Origin of the sequence: Paenibacillus glufosinatiresistens (genome assembly GCF_031470375.1) — a bacterium.
GTDB lineage: Bacteria > Bacillota > Bacilli > Paenibacillales > Paenibacillaceae > Paenibacillus_AQ > Paenibacillus_AQ glufosinatiresistens.
In genome coordinates, this window is sequence record NZ_JAVFHT010000007.1 from 58,050 (window position 1) to 81,054 (window position 23,005).

Below are 23,005 nucleotides of genomic sequence, written 5' to 3' on the forward strand. Positions count from 1 at the left end.
ATGGCCCGGCGGACGGGATTACTTCGCGAGCAGGCGGGCCAGAACGGCGGCCGCTTCGGCGCGGGTGGACTGCGCCTGCGGGTCAAGCCGCAGGGCGCTCTTGCCGCTCATCAGGCCGGAGGCGACCGCGGTGTTCATCGCATCAAGTGCCCAGCCGCTGATCGAGGCGGCATCGCTGTAGGCCGAGGCGGCACTGCCGCCGGCCGGAACGGAGATGCCCTTCAGCGCCAGCGCGCGGACGAGCATCGACGCCATTTCCTGGCGGGAGATGGCCTTGGACGGGCTGAAGTGCGCCGCATCCGTGCCTTGAATCAGCTTGGCGTCATAAGCGGCCAGCACGCTGGAGAGATACCAGCTGCCTGCCGGCACATCCCGGAACGGACTTGCGGTTCCGGTCTTGCCCTCAAGGCCGAGGCCGCGGACGAGCATGGCCGCGAATTCGGCGCGCGTCACCTGACCGGATGGGTCGAACTGTGCCGCGTTCTTGCCCTGCACGATGTGCTTGGCCGCCATCGTGCGGATGTTGCCGTAGGCCCAGTGGGTCGGCTTGACGTCGGTGAACGTCTTGTCGTATTCCAGAGCGGCATAGGTGCTGAAGTGGTAGACATTGGCGGTTACCGTCGCAGCGGACGTCTGGCCACCGGCATACTCGGGTTGTCCGCTGGCCGGAATGTAGTACACGCCTACGAGATCGGCGTTGGCACCGGCATTGACCGGCAGCGTCAGGGTAACCGGACGCGCGAAGCGCTCCAGCTTCTTGGCGGTTCCGTCGGCCAGAACGGCTGCCAGCTCGAAGCTGTATACGCCGCCTGCCGCTCTCAGCGAAGCGCCTTCCGCTGCCGAAGCCTTCGCCAGCGCTCCATCCAGACTGCCGGCGGCCTGCTTGGTGACCGTCAGCGAGATCTGGGCGCCTGCAAGGCCGGACGCCGGAACGAGCGCCTGAAGGTCGCTCAGCACCTGGCCGGGAAGCGTCAGGGCCAGTTCAGCCGTCTTGAGCTCAACCGGTCTGCCGCCGGTCAGCGTGCCGGCATTCGCCGGAAGCGTAATCTGCTTCTTGACGCCGGCGGTCATGGCGCCAAGGTCCAGGCTTACTTTGTCGCCAGCCGCTTGCAGCTGAGCGGCGCTTACGGCTACCGCTGCGGCAGAGGCCGACGGGGCCGGAGTGGCCGCAGGAGCCGGGGTTGCCGAAGAATCGGCAGCTTCCTTGGTCAAGGCGATGACTGCGGTGCCGCCTTGTGCTCTGGCCGGCAGCTTGAGGCTGATCTTGCGGTCCGGGCCAACGGTGTAATCGACGCCGTTATACTTGTCGGTCAGCACCGATCCCGCCGTATACGGAACAGCGAACGTTGCCGTTGCTTCCTTGTTGGTCGGATTGAGTCCGACATAGAGATTCGTCGTCGTGCCGCCCGAAGTATAGGCGCGGTTGTAGACGAGATAGCCGTCAGCGCTTCCGCCGGCTACCTTGGTGTGCGTCCCCTTCGCAAATACCTTCGAGTATTCGGCGCGCAGGTTCAACAGCTTCTTGTAATGGTTCAGCAGATCCTTCTCGGTATCCACGCGGCTCCAGTCCATGTCATACCGGTTGAGGTTGTCTTTGGCGACGCCGGAGAGCCCCAGCTCTTCGCCGTAGTACACCACCGGCTGGCCTTTGACCGTCATCTGCATAGCCGCCGCCACTTTCAGCAGATCCTTGTCGCCGCCTGCACTGGTAGCGAGGAAGCCGTCTTCGTCGTGGCTGCTCAGGAAGTTGCCCATCGTAGCCGTGTTGTTCAGCAGCTCGTTGCGCTGCTCGAGATACGTTTCGGCCTGGTCAATCTTGCCTTTGATTAGGTTGTCGGCGTTGGCATTGAATTCAAAATCAAGCAGGGCGTCCATTTCGCCCGTCTTCAGCTTGCCCCCGTCGGCGTTGATGCTGGCGCCGAATTGTTCGCCGATCATTTTGAAATCCGGATCAATTGCGGTCAGGGCATTCTTGAAGGCCTTCCAGGTCGTATCGTCCACATGCTTCACAGTATCTACACGGAAGTAATCAATCGTGTCGCCCCGTTCCGTCTTGGCCCGCTGGAGCCACCCGGCCTGCCAGTCAATCAGCTTGGCGCGCACAGCGGGATCTTCCGTCTTGAAGTCCGGGAGACCGGACAGTTCGCCCTTGACCACATCCTGGTCGGAGCTGACTCCGTCCGTGCGCAGCATGCCCTTGAAGCGGTCCTTGTCTTCCTGGGTAACGTTCGGGTTGGTGCTGGTTTCCTTCAGATCATAGCCGGCATGGTTCAGGACAACGTCCACCATGATCTTGATGCCCTTGTCATGCGCGCTGTTAATCAGCGTCTTGAAATCGTCCATGTTGCCGAGATGCTCTTCAAGCGCTTCGAAATTCTTGGTCCAGTAGCCGTGATAGCCATAGGAAGTACCGCCGTCTCCGCTCACATTGAAATCAATGTTGTCGACAATCGGCGTAATCCAGATCGTGTTGATACCGAGGTCCTTGATGTAATCCAGCTTCCCGGTCAGACCTTTGAAATCCCCGCCGTGGTAGGCGTTGATCTTAGTCTTGTCCACATTGGCGTTGTTGCCCGCGTCGCCGTCCTGGAAGCGGTCGGTCAGCAGGAAGTAGATCCGGGCCTCGTCCCAGTCAAAATCCAGGCTGCCCGCATTCACCCGCGGCTTCACCGTCAGGCTCGCCTGCGTGGTGTGCTTGTTGCCGTATACGTCCACCGCTGTAACCAGCAGCGTTTTGTCTCCGGCGCCCGTGCTGTCCGTTACGGCGATTGTGCCTTGCAACAGCTCGGGATCAATGGCGAACTTGGCAGGACCGCCGACCGGCGTCAGATCGACCGACAGGCTGCGGACAGCCGTGTTGTTCTCCAACTGGTAAGTCACCGTCAGCACCGTATTCTCGTTCGGGCTAATGGCGGCCGGGGCCAGCGAGGCGTTCACGGTACCCGAAGGCTTCCGGTAAGCAAAAGCGGATACTCCGCCAGCATTGTTCTTGGGATCGACAATCTCAGAGGTTCCTTTGTCCTTCTGGGTAACCAGGAAGGAATAGGTGTAATCCCCTTCTTGAAGATTCGGCAGGGTATAGGTGAAGTACTCGTTGGCGCTGTCATAGACCATCGGGTACTCTGCCGTCTGCCCGTTCAGCTTCACTCTTACCGAAGCGGCGGTCAGTTCATTCATCCGGCCCTGGTTATAGAGCTCGTTGTTCCGGTAATAGAACGTAATGCCGCCGTCTTCCAGCACAGGACCGTTCACACTCGGAATTGTCCGGATGGCCCCGACGCCCTGCGTAATTTCCACTTTCGTAACCGTCAGATCCAGCGGGGTGCTGATCTCGCGGTCATAGTCGATATCAATCTGTTCCCACTCTTTGCCGTGGTGGATCTTGAATCCGAACTTGTCTGTCCGGCTGCCTATTTCGACACGGGCTACAGCATAGTCGCTGCCGGGAGTGTATTCGAACGGAATATCGCCTCCGGCGGCTCCAGTACTCCACACATGCAGATTCCAGCCCTCATAATCTTTGGCAGGGCGTTTGTAGTGCACTTCGGCGTAGCGCGGCGCAGGGATGGCATCCTTGGCGGCCAGAGCAGCTTCGCGGTTAAAGTAGGCCTTGTTGTCGTTCTGGACCAGCCATACGTCCGCCGCGGTGGCTCCCGCCGGTATTTGGACATTGCCATGCTCGGCGTCCTTCTGGGTCCAGGCATCTCCGCCCAGACGCGGAAGGATACTGATTGTGTCAATCGGCAGGGTTACCGATACGGTAGCAAAACCGTCAGTATCCGTTCCGGTGAAGGCGTAAGCTTTTCCGTCAACGCCGGGTCCCCAGATCCAGTTATCCCAGCCGGAGTAATTTTGTTTATCCCGGTAATAATGCAGATTGAAGGTGTACATTTTGTCCAGAACCGTGATCGTCTGGCTGGCGGTATAGTCTCCGCTTGTGGCGGTGACCGTTACCTTATTGCCGCCGCTATAGTTGGCCGCGACGCTCAGGTTGCTGCCGTTCAGCGTCACGCCATTCTTCGGCTCGGCCAGTTCCCATGTCGGCGTCAGGGCCGACGAACTGCCATCCGTACCGCTGACAAGCAGCGCAGTCAGGTCAAGCGATTTGCCCTTCACGATGTTGGCATCGGAGGTAATCTTGATTCCCGGCACATAGACGACCGAGTTCCCGTTGGAAGACTTGCTGTTCAGCGGATCGGTGAACCAGTCCTGGGTCTTGTCCGCTTTTACCGTAACAAATTTGTACTCGTAAGTACCGGCGCTTAACGGAAGCGTGACCGTGTATACACCGTTCTTTTTAGTCATTTTGGCAGCGCTGCTGCTCCAGCCGTTCATCTGTCCGGCGAGGTAAACTTCGGGTCCGGGGCTGGAGATGTTGTTGAACGTTACCGTTCCGTCTTCCTTGTTAATGACGGGACTCTTCACCTCTCCGCTAAGTACGGTCAGGTTCTTGGTCAGCGTCAATCCCTCATAGGCAGCGCTGATCTTGACGACTGTCCCGGAAGCGGTTCCGGCCGGAATCGTGACGCGTCCCTTATCGACGGTTACGCTGCTTGTGTCGCTCGACCATACCGCGAGGTCCGTCAGATCCTTGGAGGTCCCGTCGGCCAGCTTGCGGGCCGCACTGATCTGAACCGTAGAGCCCGGTGCTGCGGTATCGGACGCGGCGCTCAGAGCCATAGCCGAAACGAGCGAGTTCCCGCCTGAAGTCTTGCTCGGGTTGAGCGGGTCCACCAGAGAGACGTCCCAGGATTGCTCGGGCATAAACTTATATTCCACACTGCCACCCTGTGCCTGTAACTGTGCAGTGGTAAATGTGTAGTAGAAGGTATTCTTGGATACGCCCTGATCGGAGACCTGATCCCCTTGCGTCATGGCAGTAAAACTCCATCCGCTAAAATTCCCGTTAATATACTGCTTCGTAACACTGCTGTCCGTTACGCGGTACACGGTAGCGGTTACCGTTCCGGCTTCGTCCAGTCCGAAGACTGGGCTGGTTAAGGTTGCCACGTCCGGGTGTGCAGAGTCGGCATGAACCGCCGGAGCTGCGGGGAAGAGGCCGAGAATCAGAGACAGAATCAGCGCACAGGACCAGAACCGGAGACCTCGGCGCTTATAGGCTTGCTTGACGTGCATGGATGACATAACCCCTCTCGAATGAATAATTAAGTAAGCGTTAACATAGGAGCGTTGCATCAGGTAAGGAATAGACGGGCAGTGCCAAACAACACCTCCATTTAGAAGTAGGGCGAACGTTTGCACACCAAGTTGCACAAGAGCAGCATGTCAGAAAGTGGGAGGAATAAGCTTAGAAAGGAAAAGTGACATGTTATAAGCAGGAAAGTGGTATTATTTTGCAAACGTTTGCATCATAAAGTTTAGAAAATTATAGCACCCCTTTGATAGAGATACAATTGCCGATTTAGGAGAATGGAGGAATTTTAAAAGGGATAGGCGTATACTCAGGAGATTAAGATGATAAAGGGGGATTCGCTTATGTTTCGCGGACGACTCCGGGGGACGGCCCTGTGGGGCGGGAGTTTGCTCCTGGCCGGTTGCATGCTGAATATCTTTCTCCAGGCCGCTTCTCTTGGAATGAAATTCGGGGCGGTGGCGGACTGGGTGGCCCGATATCCGGCTCTCTATCTCGCGGGAAGTCTGTTTCTCTTCTTTCTGCTGCTGCTGTTCGCGGCGCTTGTCCCAGGGGGCTACCCCGGCCCGCTGCTGGCCGTTGCTGTAGTGGTGCTGCTTGGAACCGCCGACAACCGCAAGCTTGCCACAACCGGCGAGCCGCTGTTCCCTTGGGACCTCATGCTTCTGAAGAATGCCGGCGAGATGCGCCATATCACCAGAGGGATGCTGTCCCCGTTATGGATCGCCATCGCTGCTGCCCTTATCGTTCTTCTCCTCTACGGGATGCGGAAGTTGCCGAAGGTGCGGATGCGGCTGACTTGGCGTCTGCTGCTTGGCGGCGTCTCGGCGGCCCTGGCCGGAGGCTTTCTGTTTGTAGTCGGCAGCGGCTCCAGCCTGGCTTCCTCGCTTCACTATGAGAATTTGTACTGGAACCAGAAGGTCAACTATACCCAGAACGGCTTTCTGTTCGCTTTTGCCGGCAATCTGCACCAGAACGTAATGGAGAAGCCGGACGGGTACAGCCGGGAGGCGATCCTGCGAATTGCCGCCAAGTATGGCGGGAACGGCTCCGAAGCGGCAAATCCGGCGCCAACCGGAGGGACCGAAGCCGAACAGGACGCGAAGATGCCCGATATTCTGTTCATGATGGACGAGGCTTTCTTTGATCCGACCCGGCTGCCCGGCTATTCCTTCAGCGCGGACCCGCTGGTCTTCATCCACGGAGCGGCGAAATCGTCGCCGTCCGGGTATCTGCTGTCCCCCGAGTTCGGGGGCAACACGGCCAATGTGGAATTCGAGGCCCTGACAGGGCTCTCGATGTATTTTTTGAATGACGGTTCGGTCCCGTTCCAACAGCGTCTGGTGAAAATGTCCTCGCTGCCCTCCATCGTCAGCATTCTGAAGCAGAGGGGCTACGCTGCGCTCGCGCTGCATCCGTTCGACGATACGTTCTATAACCGCAACCGGGTCTACCCGATGCTCGGGTTCGACCGGTTCACCTCGGAGAAGGATCTGCCGAAGGCGGCGCGGATGACCCCTGGCGGGTACATCAGCGACTTGGCTGCCGTGCAGGAGGCGGTGCGCGAGCTGAGAGCGTCGAAAGGACCGGCGTTTCTGCACCTGGTGACGATGCAGAATCATTTTCCGTTCACGTCCGGGAAGAACGGACCCAACACGATTGCCGTTTCAAGCGGCAAGGAGGCGTACCGGAAGGAGCTGGAGACATATGCGCAGGATGCGAAGCTGACGGACGAGGCGCTGGCCGAGCTGGCAAAAGAGCTCAAGGAGCTGCCCCGCCGGACCGTGGCCGTCTTCTGGGGCGACCATCTTCCGGCGCTCTCCGCCGGCATCTATGCCGAAGCCGGCTGGGACGCCAAGCCCCGGCTCAAGCATGAGACGAAGCTGATGCTTCTGGCCAACTTCGATATCGGGACCGAAGGAACCGGGACGCTGAGTCCCGCTTTTCTCGGACCCGAAGTTTTCCGGCGGGCCGGCCTTGCCGAGCCGCCGTTCTATCAGCTGCTGGACCGGGTCAAGGCCGAACTGCCGGGTCTTTCGGGAAGCGTCCGGATCGGCTCCGGCGGTAATGAGATTCGGAAGCTGACCCCGGAGCAGCAGGCGCTTCTAAGCGACTACCGGCTGGTCGAGTACGATCTGCTGGAAGGGAAGCAGTACAGCGCCAAGCTGATGTTCTAACGCATCTGAAACCGGCGGCGTCCTCCGGGTATTCCGGGCGGACGCCGCCGGTTTCATTCAGGTGCGGGGGCCGTCTTCACTTCCGGCTTCTTCCCGGGTGCGGCGCTCCAGCGAATTGGCGTAGGCGGCGCGGCGGAAATTCAGGATGGGATCGTCCGACAGCGCGATGCCAGCGGGAACGACGGTAGGGTCCATGACCAGTCCTTCGGGCTCGGGCACCGCTTCGGTCAAGGTCAGCGTACCTGCCGGGATGCGCGGACGGTCTTCCGGCCAGACCCGGGTCGGATCATCCGTCGGATCGCCTTCCTGGCCGAGGACCAGGCTCAGTTGGAAGTTCACCGGCCCGTTCTTCAAGCGCGCGGCGATCTCCTCCTCCAGATAGTCGGGGCTCTTCGCCGCCGCTTCTTCCGCATTCAGCGGGTGCTCGCCCGCCTCCGGCAGCCATTCGAACTTGACCGGCCGCCGATTGCCGCCGGCATCGACCAGGAAATAGGCATGAATCGCGAAGTACCGGCATGTCCCGTAGCTTGCAGGCGGCTTCAGACGGTGAATCGCCAGCGCGCTTTCTTTGGCTTCGGTGAAATGGACCGCCAATTCTTTCAGCAGCTCCAGCTTGCCGGTCAGCTTCTCCCGGGCGTGATGAGCCGCCTTGACGATCTCCACGAAGGATTCCGGCGTCCGGGCAAAAAAGACCGGAACCGTCGTCGCCACCAGATTGGCGACCTCCCCTTCCGGAAGCTCGAACCGGACCGCCAGCCCTTTGGCCGGCGACAGCAGGTCGGCTAACGCCGGATCGGTGGAGCTGCCCGAGAAGCGGGCCGTCACCGGATATTCGCCGGCCTGCAGATGGGCTGCCGTCGTCAGATGCCCCGCCTCGCCGCTCGCCTTGAAGACGCCGGCGCAGCAGATGCCCTTGGCATGGGCGCGGCGGAAGCCGGGGTGTCTGCCGGACAGCCCTTCGATGGCGTCTACGGCCTGTCCGGCAAGCGCAGTGTGCAGCGGTTCGCCGCTGCGGCTGCGCGGTACATAATCCGTCATTATAAGTTCCTCCTTATATTTCCTTATCTACAACCTACCCTTGCGGCGCTTCCTTTAAGCAGAATAAAAACCCGGCTTCCGAACCAAGTTAAAGTTGAACCCATTATGCTTGTTCAGAAAGGAAGTGCCGCATTCATGACCCGACATTATGAATCAAGCCAGCGCACCAACAGTACGGTCGATCAGGCGGAGGATTCGGTAACCCGGCTGCACAATGCCGTCACCCAAGCCATGAGCCACCCGACGGAAGCGATGCTCCGGCAGGCCGAGAACAGTCTCGAGCATGCCGAGGAAGCGGTCCGGCATGCGCCTGAAGGCTCCATTGGCGGACAGGGCGTCGATCTGGCCGAGGATATGCTCCAGAATGAGAAGGAGCGGCTCGCCCGGCTGCGGCAGATGCACGGAACGGACTGAGGAACGGACTTGGAACGGACTGGAATAGGGAGAGGCGGACCGGGGCCGACGGGGTAATAACGTTCTGAACGCATGGGCGTTTAGACTCGGCGGCAGAGCCGCCATGAGGGGCGATCCTTATAATGGCAATACAGGATTACCGGCTGGAGACGCGGGTAGAATTGATAGAGGCGCTTGGAGAGGTGCGCCGGTGGGAGAAGGAACAGAAGCGCGTGAAGCTTCGGGACCGGATCACCAGGCTTCCTTTCAAGCTGCTCGACAAAATTACGCCGGAAGTCATCCGCGACAAGACCGGACGGGTGCTGGACGAGCTGGGCCGCTATATTCAGTACGGCGGCAATTATCTGGTGGCCGGACGCAAGGTCGGCGCACTGATGGAGAAGCTGTCCCGCGAGCGGGGCGGCAGCGGAACCGGCCCTTATCCGCTCCGCGTCATGGACGAGGCGGCGGAGCGGATCGGCCGCAGCGGAAGCAATACGGCGACGGTACAAGGAGCGACAACGGGCTTTGGCGGACTGTTCACATTGGCGGCGGATATTCCGGCCGTGCTTGGACTGTCTCTGAAGGCGATCCAGGAGATCGGCCTTTGCTACGGCTACGATCCGACCGAGGAGGCGGAGCGGGTCTTTACCGTCCGGGTGCTGCAGTTTGCGTTCGCCGATGTCGTCGGCAAGAAGGCGGTGCTGGACGTGCTGGCCCGGGAGACCGGACCGGACGGAGAGTGGCTCGGGGCAGCAAGCCGCAGCTCGGTCTCCGATATCCAGGGCTGGCGGGAAGTAATCGCCGCCTACCGGGACAGCTTCGCCACGAAGAAAGTGATGCAGGCCGTTCCGGTCGTCGGCGTCGTCCTAGGCGCCTACAACAACCGGGAGACGCTGAAGAGCGTCGGCGAAGCCGCCGCCGTCCTGTACCGCAAGCGCCGTATTCTGGCACGGCTGAAGGAGAACGGAGCGCCGCTGCAACTCGCCGGCGGAGGCAAATGAGCCGTCCAAGGCCCCAATTGGAGGAGGGAGCTTCCCGGAGAGGGAGAGGCTCCCTCTTTTTTTGGAGCCAAAAAACACGAATATGCGTCACTTCTGTCCTCGTAAGACGCGAACAGAAGCGGATTTCCGCAACATCTGCCGATTACGGACCGTTTCTGGCAGAAAGCCGCGAAACTTGGAATCCGTCGTTGCGATCGGGCAGGCCTTAACCTTCCGCGCCCAATCGGCAGATGGGAACCGGCCCACCCGAGCCGCCAAGAACCGGTCGCACCGGTCTGGACGGATCGGCCTCAAGCCAAGAACCTGATACCGCCATTCTCTACAAGCTTCGTCATATCTCGCCATTAATATTAGTTCTATACGGAACTACTATGTTGTCTCTGGTCGAAGTAGATCGTGACAAGTTGAAAAATAAAACGCCGGACCCCCGCCTTTCGGCAGGAATCCGGCGTTTCTCCCGGCAGCGTAACCTGTACCGGGCCTTCGGTCAGTCCCGGCCGCCATCCAGCAGGCCGTACTTGACCTTGAACCGGGTCAGTATACGGACCCAGGGCCGTGCGAACAGGGCGAGCAGCACCGTATTGGCGGCTGCATGGGCAAGATCGAACGGAACGCTGGCGGAATACTTCAGCAAGACCGTCGCCCAGTTCAGCGCATCGGGAATCGTCAGCAAGGTCCAGATATTCATGATCCAGCCGAAGAGAAAGCCCCAGACAGCGCCGAACAGGCAGAGCAGGATACGGCTACGCAGCAGAAGCAGCGGATGCCGCAGCCAGCCTGCGCTGGCGCCCATCAATCCCCAGGCGAACATCTGCCAGGGCGTCCAGGGCCCTTGGCCGAGAAAGAGATTCGAGACGAGCGCGGCGACCGCGCCGACGAGGAACCCGGACTCTCCGCCGAATACGAGCGCAGTGACGATGATGACAAAAGAGGTCGGCTGCACGCTCGGCAGCGGCGCGAACGCCACCCGGCCCATCGCGGCCATCGCGGCCAGAACGGCGAGCAGGACAATCTCCCGCGCTTCGACCCGGCGCAGCTCGAAGCGGGCGAAGAACGGGGCCATGGCGGCGGCCAGCAGCACAAGGCTGGCCGGGAGATAGTACATCTGCAGGACAAGCGAAGTCAGGGCCAGACCGGCTCCGAACAGCAGGATTACGAGGAGGAAGGCGATTCGGGAACGGCCCATTCGCAGATCACATCCTCATCGGTCAGCGCCTCCGGCAGCCGGTCCCGCAGGAGCCGGTTCAGCGCAGTGGTGTAGAAGTAATTGCTGGCAAAGAAAGCGGCGGGCGCGTCCTCCGCCGCAATGGCCCCGTCGAACAGCAGCGCGCAGCGGCTGGCGTATTCGGCGGCGAACTCGACGTCATGGGTGACCATGATGAGGGTAAGTCCCCTGCTTCGGAGGTCCTGAAGCAGCAGTCCGACGCGCCGCTTCGCCTCGGGGTCCAGTCCCTTGGTCGGCTCGTCGATGCAGAGGAGATCCGGGCGCGCCATGAGGACAAGCCCGAGCGCCGCCTTCTGCCGTTCGCCTCCGCTGAGGTCATGGGGATGGCGGTCCAGCAGTTCTTCAAGCCCGAGCAGGGCAACCAGCTCGGACCGGGTCTCCCGGGCGTCCCCGGCCCCGCTGCGCCGGACGGCCTGCTCGAATTCTTCGCCGAGCGTGTCGTAACTGAAATAGAGCAGGGGATTCTGGGCCAGGTAGCCGATTCTCACGCCCCGGGCGGGGGAGACCTTGCCCCGCTTGGGGACAAGCAGGCCGGCGAGCACTTGAAGCAGAGTGGACTTGCCTGCGCCGTTGCCGCCGAAGACGGCCAGGAACTCCCGCTCCCGGATGTTCAGGGACAGCCGGTTCAGCACAGCGGGATCGTCCTTGCCGTACCGGAAGCTGATCTCCCGGCAGGACAGCAGCGGGTCGTCCTGGGACGGCGGCAGCTCCGGCCGGAGGCGGTCCGAGCGGCGGATTAGCAGCCGCTCGCCCGCCTGCTCCAGCCAGCGGCGGCCTTCGCGGACGGTCAGCGGCGGCAGGTCCGCCGCGGGGTCCGGCGCCTTCACCGGCTCCGCCGCCTCCTCTGCCCCCACCGGCTCCGTCGCTGCCTGCGCTGGGCCCCGGCCGGCAGCCGGGTCCGGCACCGCCGCCGGGCCCGTGCCGCGTCCCGGCTGTCCGGGCGCTCCGGCCGAGAGCGAGAGCCGGGCCGCGGCCGGCAGGTAGAGCGCACGGCCCGCCGCGGCTGCCTGCCGGGCAAAGGCGTGCGGCGCTCCGCCTGCCGCCAGACGTCCGCCGTCCAGCAGGAAGACGGCGTCGGCCAGCGGCAGCGCATCCTCGAGCCGATGCTCGCTCATGATAACCGTGAGGCCCAGCTCCCGGTTCAGCCGCTGGAGCATGAAGAGGAATTCGCGCGCCGAGACGGGGTCCAGCTGCGAGGTCGGCTCATCGAGCAGCAGCACCTTCGGCTGAAGCAGCAGCACCGAAGCGAGGTTCACGAGCTGAAGCTGGCCGCCGGACAGCTCATGGACCGAGCGGTGCAGCAGCGGCTCCAGGCCGAAGAAATGAGCGAGCTCGGCCAGGCGCTTGTGCATGACAGAGAGTGGAAGGCCAAGGTTCTCCATGGAGAAGGCCATTTCGTGCCAGACCGTATCCATGACGACCTGGCTCTCGGGGTGCTGGAAGACCAGCCCGAAGTCGGCCGCCGCCTCGGCGGGGGTTACTTCGTCCAGCGGCCGGCCCCGGTAGAGAATGCGGCCTTCGCGAAGGCCGACGGGCTGAAGCCCGCTTTTGAGATGATGAAGCAGCGTCGTCTTGCCGCCTCCCGAAGGACCGCAGAGCAGCGTGAACCCGCCTTCGGCGATGGTCAGCGAGACGCCGTCCAGCGCCTTCCGGCTGCTGCCGGCGTAACGGAAGGTTAAGTTCTTGATTTCGATGAAGTCCACGCCAATCGCTCCCGCAGTTCGTAGTAGACCGGAGCCAGCCAGAACAGGCTGAATCCGGCAAAAAGGGGCAGGTCCCCCAGGCGCCATACTTTCTCCGCCAGCACCGGGTAGAGCGGCAGTACGCCCAGACCGGCGGCCCTTCCGCCGAGACAGAAGAGCAGCAGCAGCGACAGGCCCGCCAGCGCGCGGCGGTCGCGCCCGTCCATCCGGTAGAGCACATAGGAGCTGCGCCGCCGCACCGTACCGTAGCCGCGCGCCTTCATGGAGTCGGCCGTTCCCATCGCCTCCTCCAGCGAGGCGTTCAGCAGCACCTGAAGCAGCGTCATTCCGTCGCGGGCGCGCTTCAGCCAGCTTCCCTGCGCCATATCAATGCCTTTCAGCCGCTGGACGCGGGTGATCTGCCGCAGCCGCCGGGTCAGCATCGGAACGAACCGGATGGTCATGAGGGCCAGCAGGGCGGTCCGGGGCAGCGCCGACCCGAACAGATACATGAATTTGTCGGCGGTAATGACCGACTGGAACGTCAGAAAGGCTAGCAGCAGGCAGAGCAGCGACAGCATGGCCGTGACCCCGTAGAGAATCGCTTCCAGAGTAATAGGCTGGTCCCGAAAATAGAACAGAATGACGCGTCCCCGGTGCGAGAACAGCGGGTTGATTATAGCTACCGCCCCGGACATCAGAAGGTACCAGGGCAGCGCCCGGCGCAGCCGCGGACCGTCGCCGAGCAGCCCGGCGGCCAGCGCCGCAATCAGGGCCCCCGCCAGAAGAAAGACGGGGTGGAGCATAATCATGGCAAGTCCCGCGGCGCCCGCGTAATAAAGAAGGCAGACGGCCGGATGCAGCGAGCGGAACCCGCCGGCATGGCGGATTCCCTGTGCAGGCCGCCGGTCAAAGGCGGATAATCCCAAGAAGCTTCCCCTCGCTTTCTGTCGGAAATGAAATAGCGGCTTTCGCGGTTTCCGTCCGTATTCGACGGGGCCTATTATAGCATGCGGCCGCAAGGATGAACATTCGGGGCCGCTGCCGAACCGGGGCCGGGCACCGGTCCTGCGGAGGCAAAGCCCCCGCGCGTGTGATATGATGAAGGCAATGACTTGAGTTAAGAAGGAGTAGAACAACGATGCTGCCCATTGCAAGCTACAGTGTGGAAGAAATCCGCGACCCGTTCGGGATTATACCCGGCAAGCGCTATGAATTGATGGTGGAACTGGACATCCCGGAAGAGGACGAGCTGTATTCCGAGAGCGGCGTCACCGCCCGCGTGGTGATGAAGGAGCTGGACGGCGAGGTGTCGCTTGTGACCTATGATCTGATGGAGACCACCACGCAGACTCTGCTGGATTTCGAGCTGGAAGAGGAAGAAGAGGCGGAGCTTGCGGTTTTCTGCCGGGAGAAGATCGGAGAAGAAGCGTAATCCGTCAAGGCTGAGGGACCGGCGGGCCAGAGGGCCGGCGGACCAGCAGGCCAGGACCGTGTCGGAGAGAACGGCAGTCCGTTCCGGGGAGAGCCGGCTGCGGAGCAGGTTACAGAGGAGAGGGCCAGCCGGGCGGCTGGCCTTTTTTGCCGCGCCTTATGACGGGCGGGAATCCGGCGGAGCAGGGCAGCTGGCTCCATGTGCCCAATGTCTTAGTCGGACCGGCGTCCGCGGCGTATAGTCATACACTGGAGTCATACAGGTGGAGAGAAGCAAGCGAAGCGAGCATACGAAGGGAGCGTGTAGGACATGCCCGCTATTCTGATTGTGGAAGACGATGTCAGCCTGAACCGGGGAATCGCCCTCAGTCTGGGCGGCGAAGGGCTGGAGATCCGGCAGGCGTATACCTTGGGCGAGGCGGAGAAGCTGTGGCGGGAGCAGGGAGCGGACCTCGTGCTGCTGGACATTCAATTGCCGGACGGCAGCGGACTGGAGTTCTGCCGGCAGCTTCGGGCGGGGTCCCGGGTGCCGGTAATTTTTCTGACGGCGAATGACTGGGAAGGCGATATTGTGGCCGGGCTGGAGCTGGGCGGGGACGATTATATCACCAAGCCCTTCAGCCTGATGGTGCTGCGCGCCCGGGTGCGCGCCGTTCTGCGCCGGACGGCAGTCCCGGAGGAACGGGCCCGGTTCGGCGATATGGTCTTCGATTTCGGACGAATGGAGATCGAGCGGGATGGCGGGCGGATTCCGCTGAGCCGAACGGAACAGCGCCTGCTGAAGACGCTGCTTCGCTCCAGAGGCCGGGTGCTGACGCGCGCGGCCCTGATGGAGAGCGTATGGAGCGGCGAGACGGAGTATGTGGACGAGAACGCGCTGAGCGTGACGGTCAAGCGGCTCAGGGCGAAGCTCGGGGATGACCCGGCTGCGCCCCGGTGGATTCGGACCGTCTACGGTGTCGGCTACGTCTGGACGGAGGAGGTGCGATGAGGACGGGAGCGGACCGCCGAAGCCCGGATCGGCCTCTTCCGGGACGCAGGCGGCCGAGCGCCCTGCTCTTTGGCGGCCTCTTCCTCCTGATTCTGGCGGGCTACGCCGCCGGGATGACGGCGCTGGCCGATCCCGGGAGGAGCGCGATATCCCTGACGGCGGTCTTTGCGCTGGCTGTCCTGCTGCTCTTCGCCGGATGGACTTGGGCCGAGCGGACCGCTTCGGCGGGTACGCTGGCAGAGGCCGGAGATCTGCTGGACCGCGCGCTGCGCGGTGAGCCGCTGCCCGGCGACTGCGAGGAATCGCCCCTGTCGTCGCTGCGCGGCAAGCTGAGCCGCGTCGTGGAGATCGCGGCGGAGGGCGAGCGGCGGGCAACCGAGGAGCGCGCCCGGCTTCAGGCGCTGCTGTCCGACATTTCGCATCAGACCCGGACGCCGCTCGCGAATATTCTGCTCTACGGGGGCCTGCTTGCAGAGGCGTCCGGCCGGGAAGCGGAAGGCCGCGGGACCGGAAGCGAATCCAAAAGCGATGCCGAAGGCGAGGACGGAAGCGGCGATGAGATCCGCCGGCTTATCGCTGAGCTGATGAAGCAGGCGGAAAGGCTGGACTGGCTGATTACGTCGCTGACCCGGTTGTCCCGCCTGGAGACCGGCACGCTCCAGATGAAGCCGGAGATCCGTCCGCTGCTGGACGGGATCGCGGAAGCGGTATCCCAGGTATACCCCAAGGCCGAGAGCCGGAATACCCGGCTGACGGTTGAGGGGGCGGAAGAGCTGGAGGCGCTGTACGACCGCCGATGGACGGCGGAGGCGCTGTTCAATCTGCTCGACAATGCGGTCAAATACAGCCCGCGGGGAGGCGAGGTCCGGGTGCGGGCCGAGGCGTACGAGCTGTTCGTGCGCGTCGATGTCGCGGACAACGGACCCGGCATTGAAGAGAGCGAGCTTGCGCGCGTATTCGGGCGTTTTTACCGGGGGGCGGGATCGGAAGAGACGGAAGGCGTGGGACTCGGACTGTATGTGGCCCGCAGTATCGCCAATGCCCAGGGGGGCTATGTAAAAGCGTCTTCGGTTCCCGGAGAGGGAGCGGTATTCTCTCTCTTTCTTCCCCGGCCCGAGCCTCGTCCGCAAAAGTGACCATTCTGTAAGAACCCGGTCACGGCCCCGACAGATGCCTCCGGTACAATGGGAGACAGAGCGCGTCCGCGGCAGCGGCGCGGCAGAGAAGGGGGAAGCAGACGCGATGGCGATGGTGGTAACAGAGAGGCTGGCCAAGATCTACGGCCGGGGGGAGAACGCCGTGGAGGCGCTTCGGGGCGTTGATCTGACTGTAGAGGCCGGCGAATTCGTTGCAATTGTCGGAACGAGCGGGAGCGGCAAATCGACGCTGCTGCACATGCTGGGCGGCCTGGACCGGCCGACGGAGGGCAGAATTGTCGTGTCCGGGCAGGACCTGTCCGCTCTGACGGACGAGAAGCTGGCGATCTTCCGGCGGCGGTCGGTCGGATTCGTCTTTCAGAACTACAACCTGATTCCGATCCTGAACGTCCGCGAAAATATTACGCTGCCCGTCGAGCTCGACGGCTCCGCGCCCGATGAGCGGCATGTGGGCGAGCTGCTCCACGCGCTCGGACTGGAGAGCAAAGCCCACAGCCTGCCGGGACAGCTCTCCGGCGGCCAGCAGCAGCGGGTCGCCATTGCCCGGGCGCTGGCGGCGAAGCCGGCGATTGTGCTGGCCGACGAGCCGACGGGCAACCTCGACAGCCGGACGAGCCAGGAGGTGCTGATCCTGATGAAGCGGCTGGCGGAACGGTACCGCCAGACGACGATCATGATTACGCACAACGAGGAGATTGCCCAGACCGCCGACCGGATGATCCGGATCGAGGACGGGAGGATTGCCGTCCGGACGGCTGCGGGAGGACGGTGAGCGGGATGAAGAACGGACAGAGAAGAACGCTGTACCGGGTGGCCTTCCGCAGCCTGAAGACCGGGAGAATGCAGAGCGGATTCGTGGCAGCGGCGATTGCGCTGACGGCGCTGCTGCTGACCGCTGTGCTCACGCTTGCGATCAGCCTCAACAAGACGATGGAGCGGACAAGCATGATGACGGCGGGGAGCGATTTTCACGGGAGCTTCAAATACCTTACGCCGGACGAGGCGGACCGGCTGAGCCGCCATCCCTCCATCATCGAATTCAGCAAGGCTATTGCTGTCGGGTCGGCATCGAATCCGGCGCTTGGGACAAGCTCGCTGGAGGTGGATTGGGCCGACGGCAAAGCGCCGAAGCACAGCTTCGTCGATTTCCTGGAAGGCGGACTGCCGAAGGCGGAGGACGGCATCGCGATGCCGTCCTGGTCGCTCGACCTTCTGGGCGTGCCGCATCGGCTTGGCGCGGAGGTGAAGCTTTATATCGGCGTCGCGGACAGCCGGACGCTGACGCGCACCTTCCGGCTGAGCGGATATTTTGAAGGCAATCCCAATCTGGGCATGTCGGGCATCGCTTATGTGTCCAAGGCTTTTGTAGACCGCGAGTTAAAGGATTTCGATCCCGCCCGTACGCGGCTGAACGGCACCTACACGAACACGACCCGGCTCGATGTCATGTTCAACAATTCGCTGCGGATCGAGAGCAAGCTGAAGCGGGTGATGGCAGATACGGGGATCAAGGCTGAATATGGCGTCAACTGGGCGTACACGTCGGTCAGCGTCGGCGATAACCTGAATGACTTGCTGCCGTATGCCGTTCTGTTCCTGATTATTATGCTCAGCGGTTATTTGCTGATCGCCAATATCTTCTATATGACCGTGTCCCGGGACATCCGGTTCTACGGATTGCTTAAGACCATCGGGACGACGCCCCGCCAGCTTCGGCGGATCATCTCCGCCCAGGCGCATCTGCTGTTCGCCGCCGGGCTGCCGGCCGGCCTTGTCCTCGGCTACGGAACCGGCGTGCTGCTGCTGCCGATGCTCGGCTCGTACACGGATATGCCGGGCGGGACGGTCCGCTCGGCCAGCCCGGCTATCTTTGCCGGCGCGGCGCTGTTCGCCTACGTGACGGTCCGGATCGCCGCCGGGCGTCCGGGACGGATTGCGGCGGCGATTGCTCCGGTGGAGGCGGTCAAATACGCCGGCGTCAGCGGCGGAGCCGGACAGGGCAAGCGCGGGAAGCCCGGACGGACCCGGGCCTCGCAGCGGGGGGGCCGGCTTCCGCAGATGGCGCTGCGCGGCCTGCTGCGCAGCCGCAGGCGGCTCGCCATGATGGCCGCGTCGCTGACGCTTGCGCTGATTCTCTTCGGCACGCTGGTCAGTGTCATCGGATCGCTGGACGTTAATCAATATTTGAATGCTTTTATCACCGGCGACGCCCAGGTCAAGGAGCAGACGCTGGCCGGAGGGATGGCGGTGCAGGAGCGCTCCGGCACAATTACCGACGGGGTGGTCGCAGAGCTCGCAGCTGCTCCCGGCGTAGCGCGGGTGGACCGGGTGCTCTTCCGGGAGATGAATCTGAAGATCGGGGAGCGCGCGCGGCGCTTCCTGGAGCCGCTGGCCGCTGCCGAGGACCCGGCACGCCCTGCGCTGGCACAGACGTTGAAGCACGGCTTTCTCCCGCTGCAAATCTACGGACTCGACCCGGGCTGGTACGATGTGCTGCGCAGGAACGACATTGTGGAAGGCGCCTTCGACGCCAAGCGGTTCGCAACCGGCCGGTATGCGCTCATTTCGCAGTCTCTGTTGGGCGATTCGGAGGGGAACTATCTTCATCCCGGCGATACGCTGAGCCTCGGGGATAAGCAGGGCAGCTACGAGGTGATGGCGGTGCTCAATACGGATGCGCTGTATGCGGCGGGCACCCGTTTCTTCACCTTGGCCGGGTTCAGCGTGTACCTGCCGGCGGAGACGATGGCAGCGCACTTTCCGGACCGCTCCATCCTGTCGGCGACGGTGCAGGCGAACCCCGGCGAGATCGCGGAGGCCGTCCGCTCCATGTCGGCCATCGCCGGATCGCTTCCGGGCACCGAGTTCAAGACGCGGGCGGATTACCGGGCTGAAATGCAGGGGTACATCAACCTCTTTCGCGTGCTCGGCTACAGTCTTGGCGGAGTCGTGGCGCTGGTCGGCCTCCTTAACTACATCACCACGGCGCTTGCCGGGATGCATTCCCGGCGGAAGGAATTCGCCGTACTGGAGAGCATCGGCATGACGAGCGCCCAACTGCGCCGGCTGCTGATCTATGAAGGGTTGTTCACCACCGTACTGATCGCGCTGCTGGCCGGGCTGATCGGCGTGCCCGTAGTGATGCTGACCGCAAGCGGCATTGCCGGACAGATGGCCTTTATGTCCTACCGTCCGATCCTGTGGCCGCTGGCGGCCGGCGTCGCGCTGTTCGCACTGGTCAGTTGGGCGGTAACCCAGACCGGAACGCGCTCCCTGTCCCGGTCCTCCGCTGTGGAGCGGCTGCTGGAGGCGGAATGACCGGCAGCGGCTCTGAAGCTGAAGCGGTTCATAGGCAGGGCAGACAGGCGATAGGGGAGGCGATAGGCGCTCCCTATCGCCTTTATTCATTGCAGGTCTTGGACCGGGAGGAGGAACCGGGTCTATCATTAAGGGACACTTTTGCAACCGAAACGGAGGTCCTGCCCGTTGTTCTCCTCTCTGCTGTCCACCATGCTGGGCGTCATGGTGCCGCTGGCGGTTCCGGTGACCGCCGGGGCGCTCCTCGGACGCTATCAGCGGCTCGATACGAAGCCGCTGCTGACGCTGTATCTGTATTTTCTCAGCCCGGCGATGCTGCTGGATACGCTGACCCGGGCCTCGATCAAGCCGGGAGATATTTATGTAACGGTTGCCTTTACGCTGCTCAACCTGGTGCTGATGCGCCTGCTTGCGCTGGGACTGTCGCGGGCGCTGCGGCTTGGACCCGCCGATACGGCCGGTCTGACCCTGATCTCGACGCTGACGAACAGTGTCAATTACGGCCTGCCCGTCGTGCTGTTGGCCTTCGGCCAGGCGGGAATGGATAAGGCTTCCGTCTATGTGGTCGGCCAGATGATTCTGGCGAACACCGTGGGCGTCTACTTCGCCGCGCGCTCAAATTTCTCGGCCCGGGGCGCGGTCCGCTCGGTCTTCTCCCTGCCGGCGATCTATGCCGCAGCGCTTGCGCTGCTGCTGCGCCTGACCGGCCTGCATCTGCCGGCCGATCTCGCCAAGGGCGTATCGCTGGCCGCCGGCGCCTACTCGCCGGTTGTGCTCTGCGTGCTGGGCGCGCAGATGATGAAGGTGGCCATGACGCCTCCGGTCCCGGCCGCCCGGCCGGCCTTCTATACGGGCATGGGCGTAAGAATGCTGGCGGCCCCGCTGCTGGCGGCGGGACTGCTGTTTCTGCTGCCGGCCGACCATCTGCTGCTGAAGGTGCTGTTCATCCTGGCTTCCATGCCGGTCGCCGTCAATGCGGTGGTGCTGGCAGAGCGGTTCGGCGCCTCCCCGGCCTATGTATCGCGCTGCATTCTGTGGAGCACGCTCCTGTCGTTCCTGTGGCTGCCGCTGCTGATCGCCGCCTGCAGCAGCTGACGCCGGGGCGGAGCGTTCGCTGACGCCGGGGTCCGCTGGGCGGAGCGTTCGCTGACGCTGGAGTTCGCTGGGGCGGAGCGTTCGCTGAATCCGGCCTGCTCGCAACAGCCGGCCGGCTGCGGCTGGCCGTTCCACTGTGCGCCGCCGTAGACATGACACCTTTGGGTTATATATAATGGGACACATAAATACAACCCCGGGGTGTCAAAGTATAGCAGACTTCCTTGGTCCGGGCAGGCGATGTGCCGGCAGCCGGACAGGAGCAGTCCCACACCCGTGAAGGAGCGACAGCAGACATGGATCAGACAGAACGGAACAAGCTGGAAGATGTGAAGCAGACGGTAGTAGTCGAAGCACCGATAGAGAAGGTATGGGCCAAAGTCGCTACGGCGGAGGGCATCGCCGAATGGTTTATGCCCAACGATTTTGTTCCGGAAGAAGGGCATGAATTCCATCTGCGCTCGCCGTTCGGCCCGTCGCCCTGCAAGGTGCTGGCCGTCGAGCCTCCGACCCGGCTCAAGTTCTCCTGGGATACGGACGGCTGGATTATCACCTTCGAGCTGTCCGATCTCGGCGAAGGCCGGACGGAATTTACGCTGACCCACGGCGGGTGGGGATACCCGGACGATGTGCTGCCGAAGGCGAACGAGCAGGCTTCCGTTGTCCGCGAACGGATGGGCCAGGGCTGGGTCGCCATCGTAGGCGAACGGTTCAAGAAGGCTGCGGAGGCCTAAAATGGATGGCCGCGCGGCCAAGGCCGACGTCTTCCAGGCCATCGCCGATCCGACGCGCCGGGAGATGCTGCGGCTGCTTGCCGCCCGGGAGCTGCGAATCGCGGACCTCGCTTCCCGGTTCCCGGTAAGCCGTACCGCGATCGTCAAGCATCTCGCCGTGCTGGAGGAGGCGGAGCTGGTCAGCGGCCGCCGGGCCGGCCGCGAGAAGCTGTACCGGCTCCAGCCGGAGCCGTTGGCCGAGCTGAAGGATTGGCTCGCCTACTACGAAGTATTCTGGACCAACAAGCTGTCGATGCTCAAAGCGCTGGTTGAATCGGAGGACCCCAAGAACCCCAATAGCCCCCAATAGCCCCCAATAGCCCGTTAGTCCCTTCAAGCCGGCATGCGCCTCTCCCCGCCGGTTTTTTGGCGCATTCCGGCCTTGCTGTTCAGGTGCTTCTGCCGCCCGCATTCCCCGCCGGACAGCGCCTCATCGCGGGCTGCAGGCAGCCGGGCTGCGAGCCCAGCCGGTCTTTTGGCGCAGTCCGGCCGCAGGCGCACCCGGGCCACGAGCGCCGCCCGGCCGTGAACACAGCTGAGCCGTGAGCGCGGCCGGGCGGCTATTTACCCGGCCGGTCTTGTGCCTGCTGTCCGCAGGCGGTCCTTGGCGCAGAGGCAGCACCGCCTGCAAGTGCGGGGCACGTCCGGACCGGACAGCCCTTATTCCGGTCCATATCCCCCAATCGTCCGGGTTATCGGACCGGAGCGCCCTTATTTTGGCATATCCAGCTCATGTATGCGCTTCCACCATTAAATAAGGTCGCTGGTGTCCGCTACTGGCACCGCAGAGGCATTGATCGCCGAAATAGCGGCTCTGGGGTCCGCTTGGCGACACGGTGCCGTAGTTGGTGCCGCTACCCGGTGCCGTAGCTGCAGTCGCAGCCGCCGCCGTAGCCGCAGTCGCAGCCGCCGCCGTAGCCGCAGTCGTTGCCGTAGCCGCAGTCGCAGCCGCCGCCGCCGCCGTAGCCGCCGCCGCCGCCGCCGTAGCCGCTACCGCCGCCGTAGCCGCAGTCGCAGCCGCAGCCGCAGCCGTAGCCGCTACCGGTGCCGTAGCCGCAGTCGCTGCCGGCGCCGCCGCCGCAGCCGCAGCCTGTGCCGTAGCCGCCGCCGCGACTGTCCCGTTCTCCCTCGCCTGCAGCTTGAGATCCATGGCAGGCGCCGGACGAACGGCGGACCGACGTCCCAGCGGCCTACAACTTGCCGCAGTTGTTGGCCCATAAGCCCGCCGCTTTTTCCATTGCTTGGCATCCCCAAAAAACTCCTTGTCAACTCCGACACAAGGCGTGTAATATAAACACCATATTTGTTCGGGGAGAACCCGGACTGCCTACCAAAGACTCATATAATAATGGGAATATGGCCCATAAGTTTCTACCGGATGACCACTGCAATCGTCCGACTATGAGTGAAGCGAGCGTCCCGCGCGGGCCGCTGTATTCCCTATCCGTTCCGGCGGATGCGGAGAACGGCGGCCTTCCCGGGGCGTGTACACAGAGATGTGTATCCGCGCGGGATGCCCCGCGTCCGGACAGGTTCACTTGAGAGAAACTCTCAGGTGGACCTGTC

17 protein-coding genes and 1 riboswitch are annotated in these 23,005 nt (G+C 62.9%); of the genes, 11 read left to right on the plus strand and 6 right to left on the minus strand.

From position 1 onward, the window contains the following. Positions 1-18: 18 nt before the first annotated feature. Positions 19-5,136: an alpha-amylase family glycosyl hydrolase gene (locus RBI05_RS10035; RefSeq protein ID WP_310550988.1), complete on the minus strand. Its 5,118-nt coding sequence runs from the start codon at positions 5,134-5,136 to the stop codon at positions 19-21. 360 nt (positions 5,137-5,496) lie between these two features. Between RBI05_RS10035 and RBI05_RS10040 the strand changes: the two genes are divergently transcribed. Continuing rightward, the gene (locus tag RBI05_RS10040) at positions 5,497-7,329 is read left to right on the plus strand and encodes an LTA synthase family protein (protein WP_310550989.1); all 1,833 of its coding nucleotides are present in this window, start codon (positions 5,497-5,499) and stop codon (positions 7,327-7,329) included. 57 nt (positions 7,330-7,386) lie between these two features. Here RBI05_RS10040 and RBI05_RS10045 read toward each other — a convergent pair whose 3' ends face one another. Next, positions 7,387-8,367 carry a catalase family peroxidase gene (locus RBI05_RS10045; protein WP_310550990.1) on the minus strand — a complete coding sequence of 327 codons (981 nt, stop codon included), beginning with the start codon at positions 8,365-8,367 and terminating at the stop codon, positions 7,387-7,389. A gap of 135 nt (positions 8,368-8,502) precedes the next feature. Between RBI05_RS10045 and RBI05_RS10050 the strand changes: the two genes are divergently transcribed. Then, entirely contained in the window at positions 8,503-8,781 is a 279-nt protein-coding gene (locus RBI05_RS10050; RefSeq protein WP_310550991.1) for a hypothetical protein, read from the plus strand. Positions 8,782-8,903: 122 nt separating this feature from the next. After that, on the plus strand, positions 8,904-9,764 hold the full coding sequence (locus RBI05_RS10055; RefSeq protein WP_310550992.1) for an EcsC family protein: 861 nt from the start codon (positions 8,904-8,906) through the stop codon (positions 9,762-9,764). 487 nt (positions 9,765-10,251) lie between these two features. Here the strand turns inward: RBI05_RS10055 and RBI05_RS10060 are convergent, their stop codons facing one another. The 3 genes from RBI05_RS10060 to RBI05_RS10070 are packed head-to-tail and all read right to left on the minus strand — an operon-like array spanning position 10,252 to position 13,600. Next, a complete protein-coding gene (locus tag RBI05_RS10060; RefSeq protein WP_310550993.1) occupies positions 10,252-10,950 on the minus strand; it encodes an ECF transporter S component in 699 nt (232 codons plus the stop codon). Then, the gene (locus tag RBI05_RS10065; RefSeq protein ID WP_310550994.1) at positions 10,917-12,692 is read right to left on the minus strand and encodes an ABC transporter ATP-binding protein; all 1,776 of its coding nucleotides are present in this window, start codon (positions 12,690-12,692) and stop codon (positions 10,917-10,919) included. Before RBI05_RS10065 ends, RBI05_RS10060 begins: the two co-directional genes overlap by 34 nt. After that, complete coding sequence (locus RBI05_RS10070; RefSeq protein ID WP_310550995.1) at positions 12,665-13,600, minus strand: energy-coupling factor transporter transmembrane component T; 936 nt, start codon at positions 13,598-13,600, stop codon at positions 12,665-12,667. The genes RBI05_RS10065 and RBI05_RS10070 overlap by 28 nt, the downstream gene beginning before the upstream one ends. A gap of 212 nt (positions 13,601-13,812) precedes the next feature. On the opposite strand from RBI05_RS10070, the gene RBI05_RS10075 reads away from it, so the two are divergent. The 8 genes from RBI05_RS10075 (at position 13,813) to RBI05_RS10110 (ending at position 21,749) form a co-directional block, all read left to right on the plus strand. Continuing rightward, on the plus strand, positions 13,813-14,106 hold the full coding sequence (locus tag RBI05_RS10075) for a DUF6509 family protein (RefSeq protein WP_310550996.1): 294 nt from the start codon (positions 13,813-13,815) through the stop codon (positions 14,104-14,106). 309 nt (positions 14,107-14,415) lie between these two features. After that, positions 14,416-15,096 carry a response regulator transcription factor gene (locus RBI05_RS10080; protein WP_310550997.1) on the plus strand — a complete coding sequence of 227 codons (681 nt, stop codon included), beginning with the start codon at positions 14,416-14,418 and terminating at the stop codon, positions 15,094-15,096. Beyond that, positions 15,093-16,232 carry a sensor histidine kinase gene (locus RBI05_RS10085; protein WP_310550998.1) on the plus strand — a complete coding sequence of 380 codons (1,140 nt, stop codon included), beginning with the start codon at positions 15,093-15,095 and terminating at the stop codon, positions 16,230-16,232. Before RBI05_RS10080 ends, RBI05_RS10085 begins: the two co-directional genes overlap by 4 nt. 106 nt (positions 16,233-16,338) lie before the next feature. Continuing rightward, positions 16,339-17,025 carry an ABC transporter ATP-binding protein gene (locus RBI05_RS10090; protein WP_150457526.1) on the plus strand — a complete coding sequence of 229 codons (687 nt, stop codon included), beginning with the start codon at positions 16,339-16,341 and terminating at the stop codon, positions 17,023-17,025. 5 nt (positions 17,026-17,030) lie between these two features. Then, entirely contained in the window at positions 17,031-19,571 is a 2,541-nt protein-coding gene (locus RBI05_RS10095; protein WP_310550999.1) for an ABC transporter permease, read from the plus strand. Positions 19,572-19,739: 168 nt separating this feature from the next. Continuing rightward, on the plus strand, positions 19,740-20,666 hold the full coding sequence (locus tag RBI05_RS10100) for an AEC family transporter (protein ID WP_310551000.1): 927 nt from the start codon (positions 19,740-19,742) through the stop codon (positions 20,664-20,666). Positions 20,667-20,962: 296 nt separating this feature from the next. After that, positions 20,963-21,400: an SRPBCC family protein gene (locus RBI05_RS10105; protein ID WP_150457523.1), complete on the plus strand. Its 438-nt coding sequence runs from the start codon at positions 20,963-20,965 to the stop codon at positions 21,398-21,400. A gap of 1 nt (position 21,401) precedes the next feature. Beyond that, on the plus strand, positions 21,402-21,749 hold the full coding sequence (locus tag RBI05_RS10110; RefSeq protein ID WP_310551001.1) for an ArsR/SmtB family transcription factor: 348 nt from the start codon (positions 21,402-21,404) through the stop codon (positions 21,747-21,749). A 420-nt stretch (positions 21,750-22,169) separates the two neighbouring features. On the opposite strand, the gene RBI05_RS10115 is transcribed toward RBI05_RS10110, so the two are convergent. Continuing rightward, on the minus strand, positions 22,170-22,589 hold the full coding sequence (locus tag RBI05_RS10115) for a hypothetical protein (RefSeq protein WP_310551002.1): 420 nt from the start codon (positions 22,587-22,589) through the stop codon (positions 22,170-22,172). 168 nt (positions 22,590-22,757) lie between these two features. Beyond that, a riboswitch (purine riboswitch) is annotated at positions 22,758-22,861 on the plus strand. The last annotated feature ends 144 nt before the right edge of the window (positions 22,862-23,005 follow it).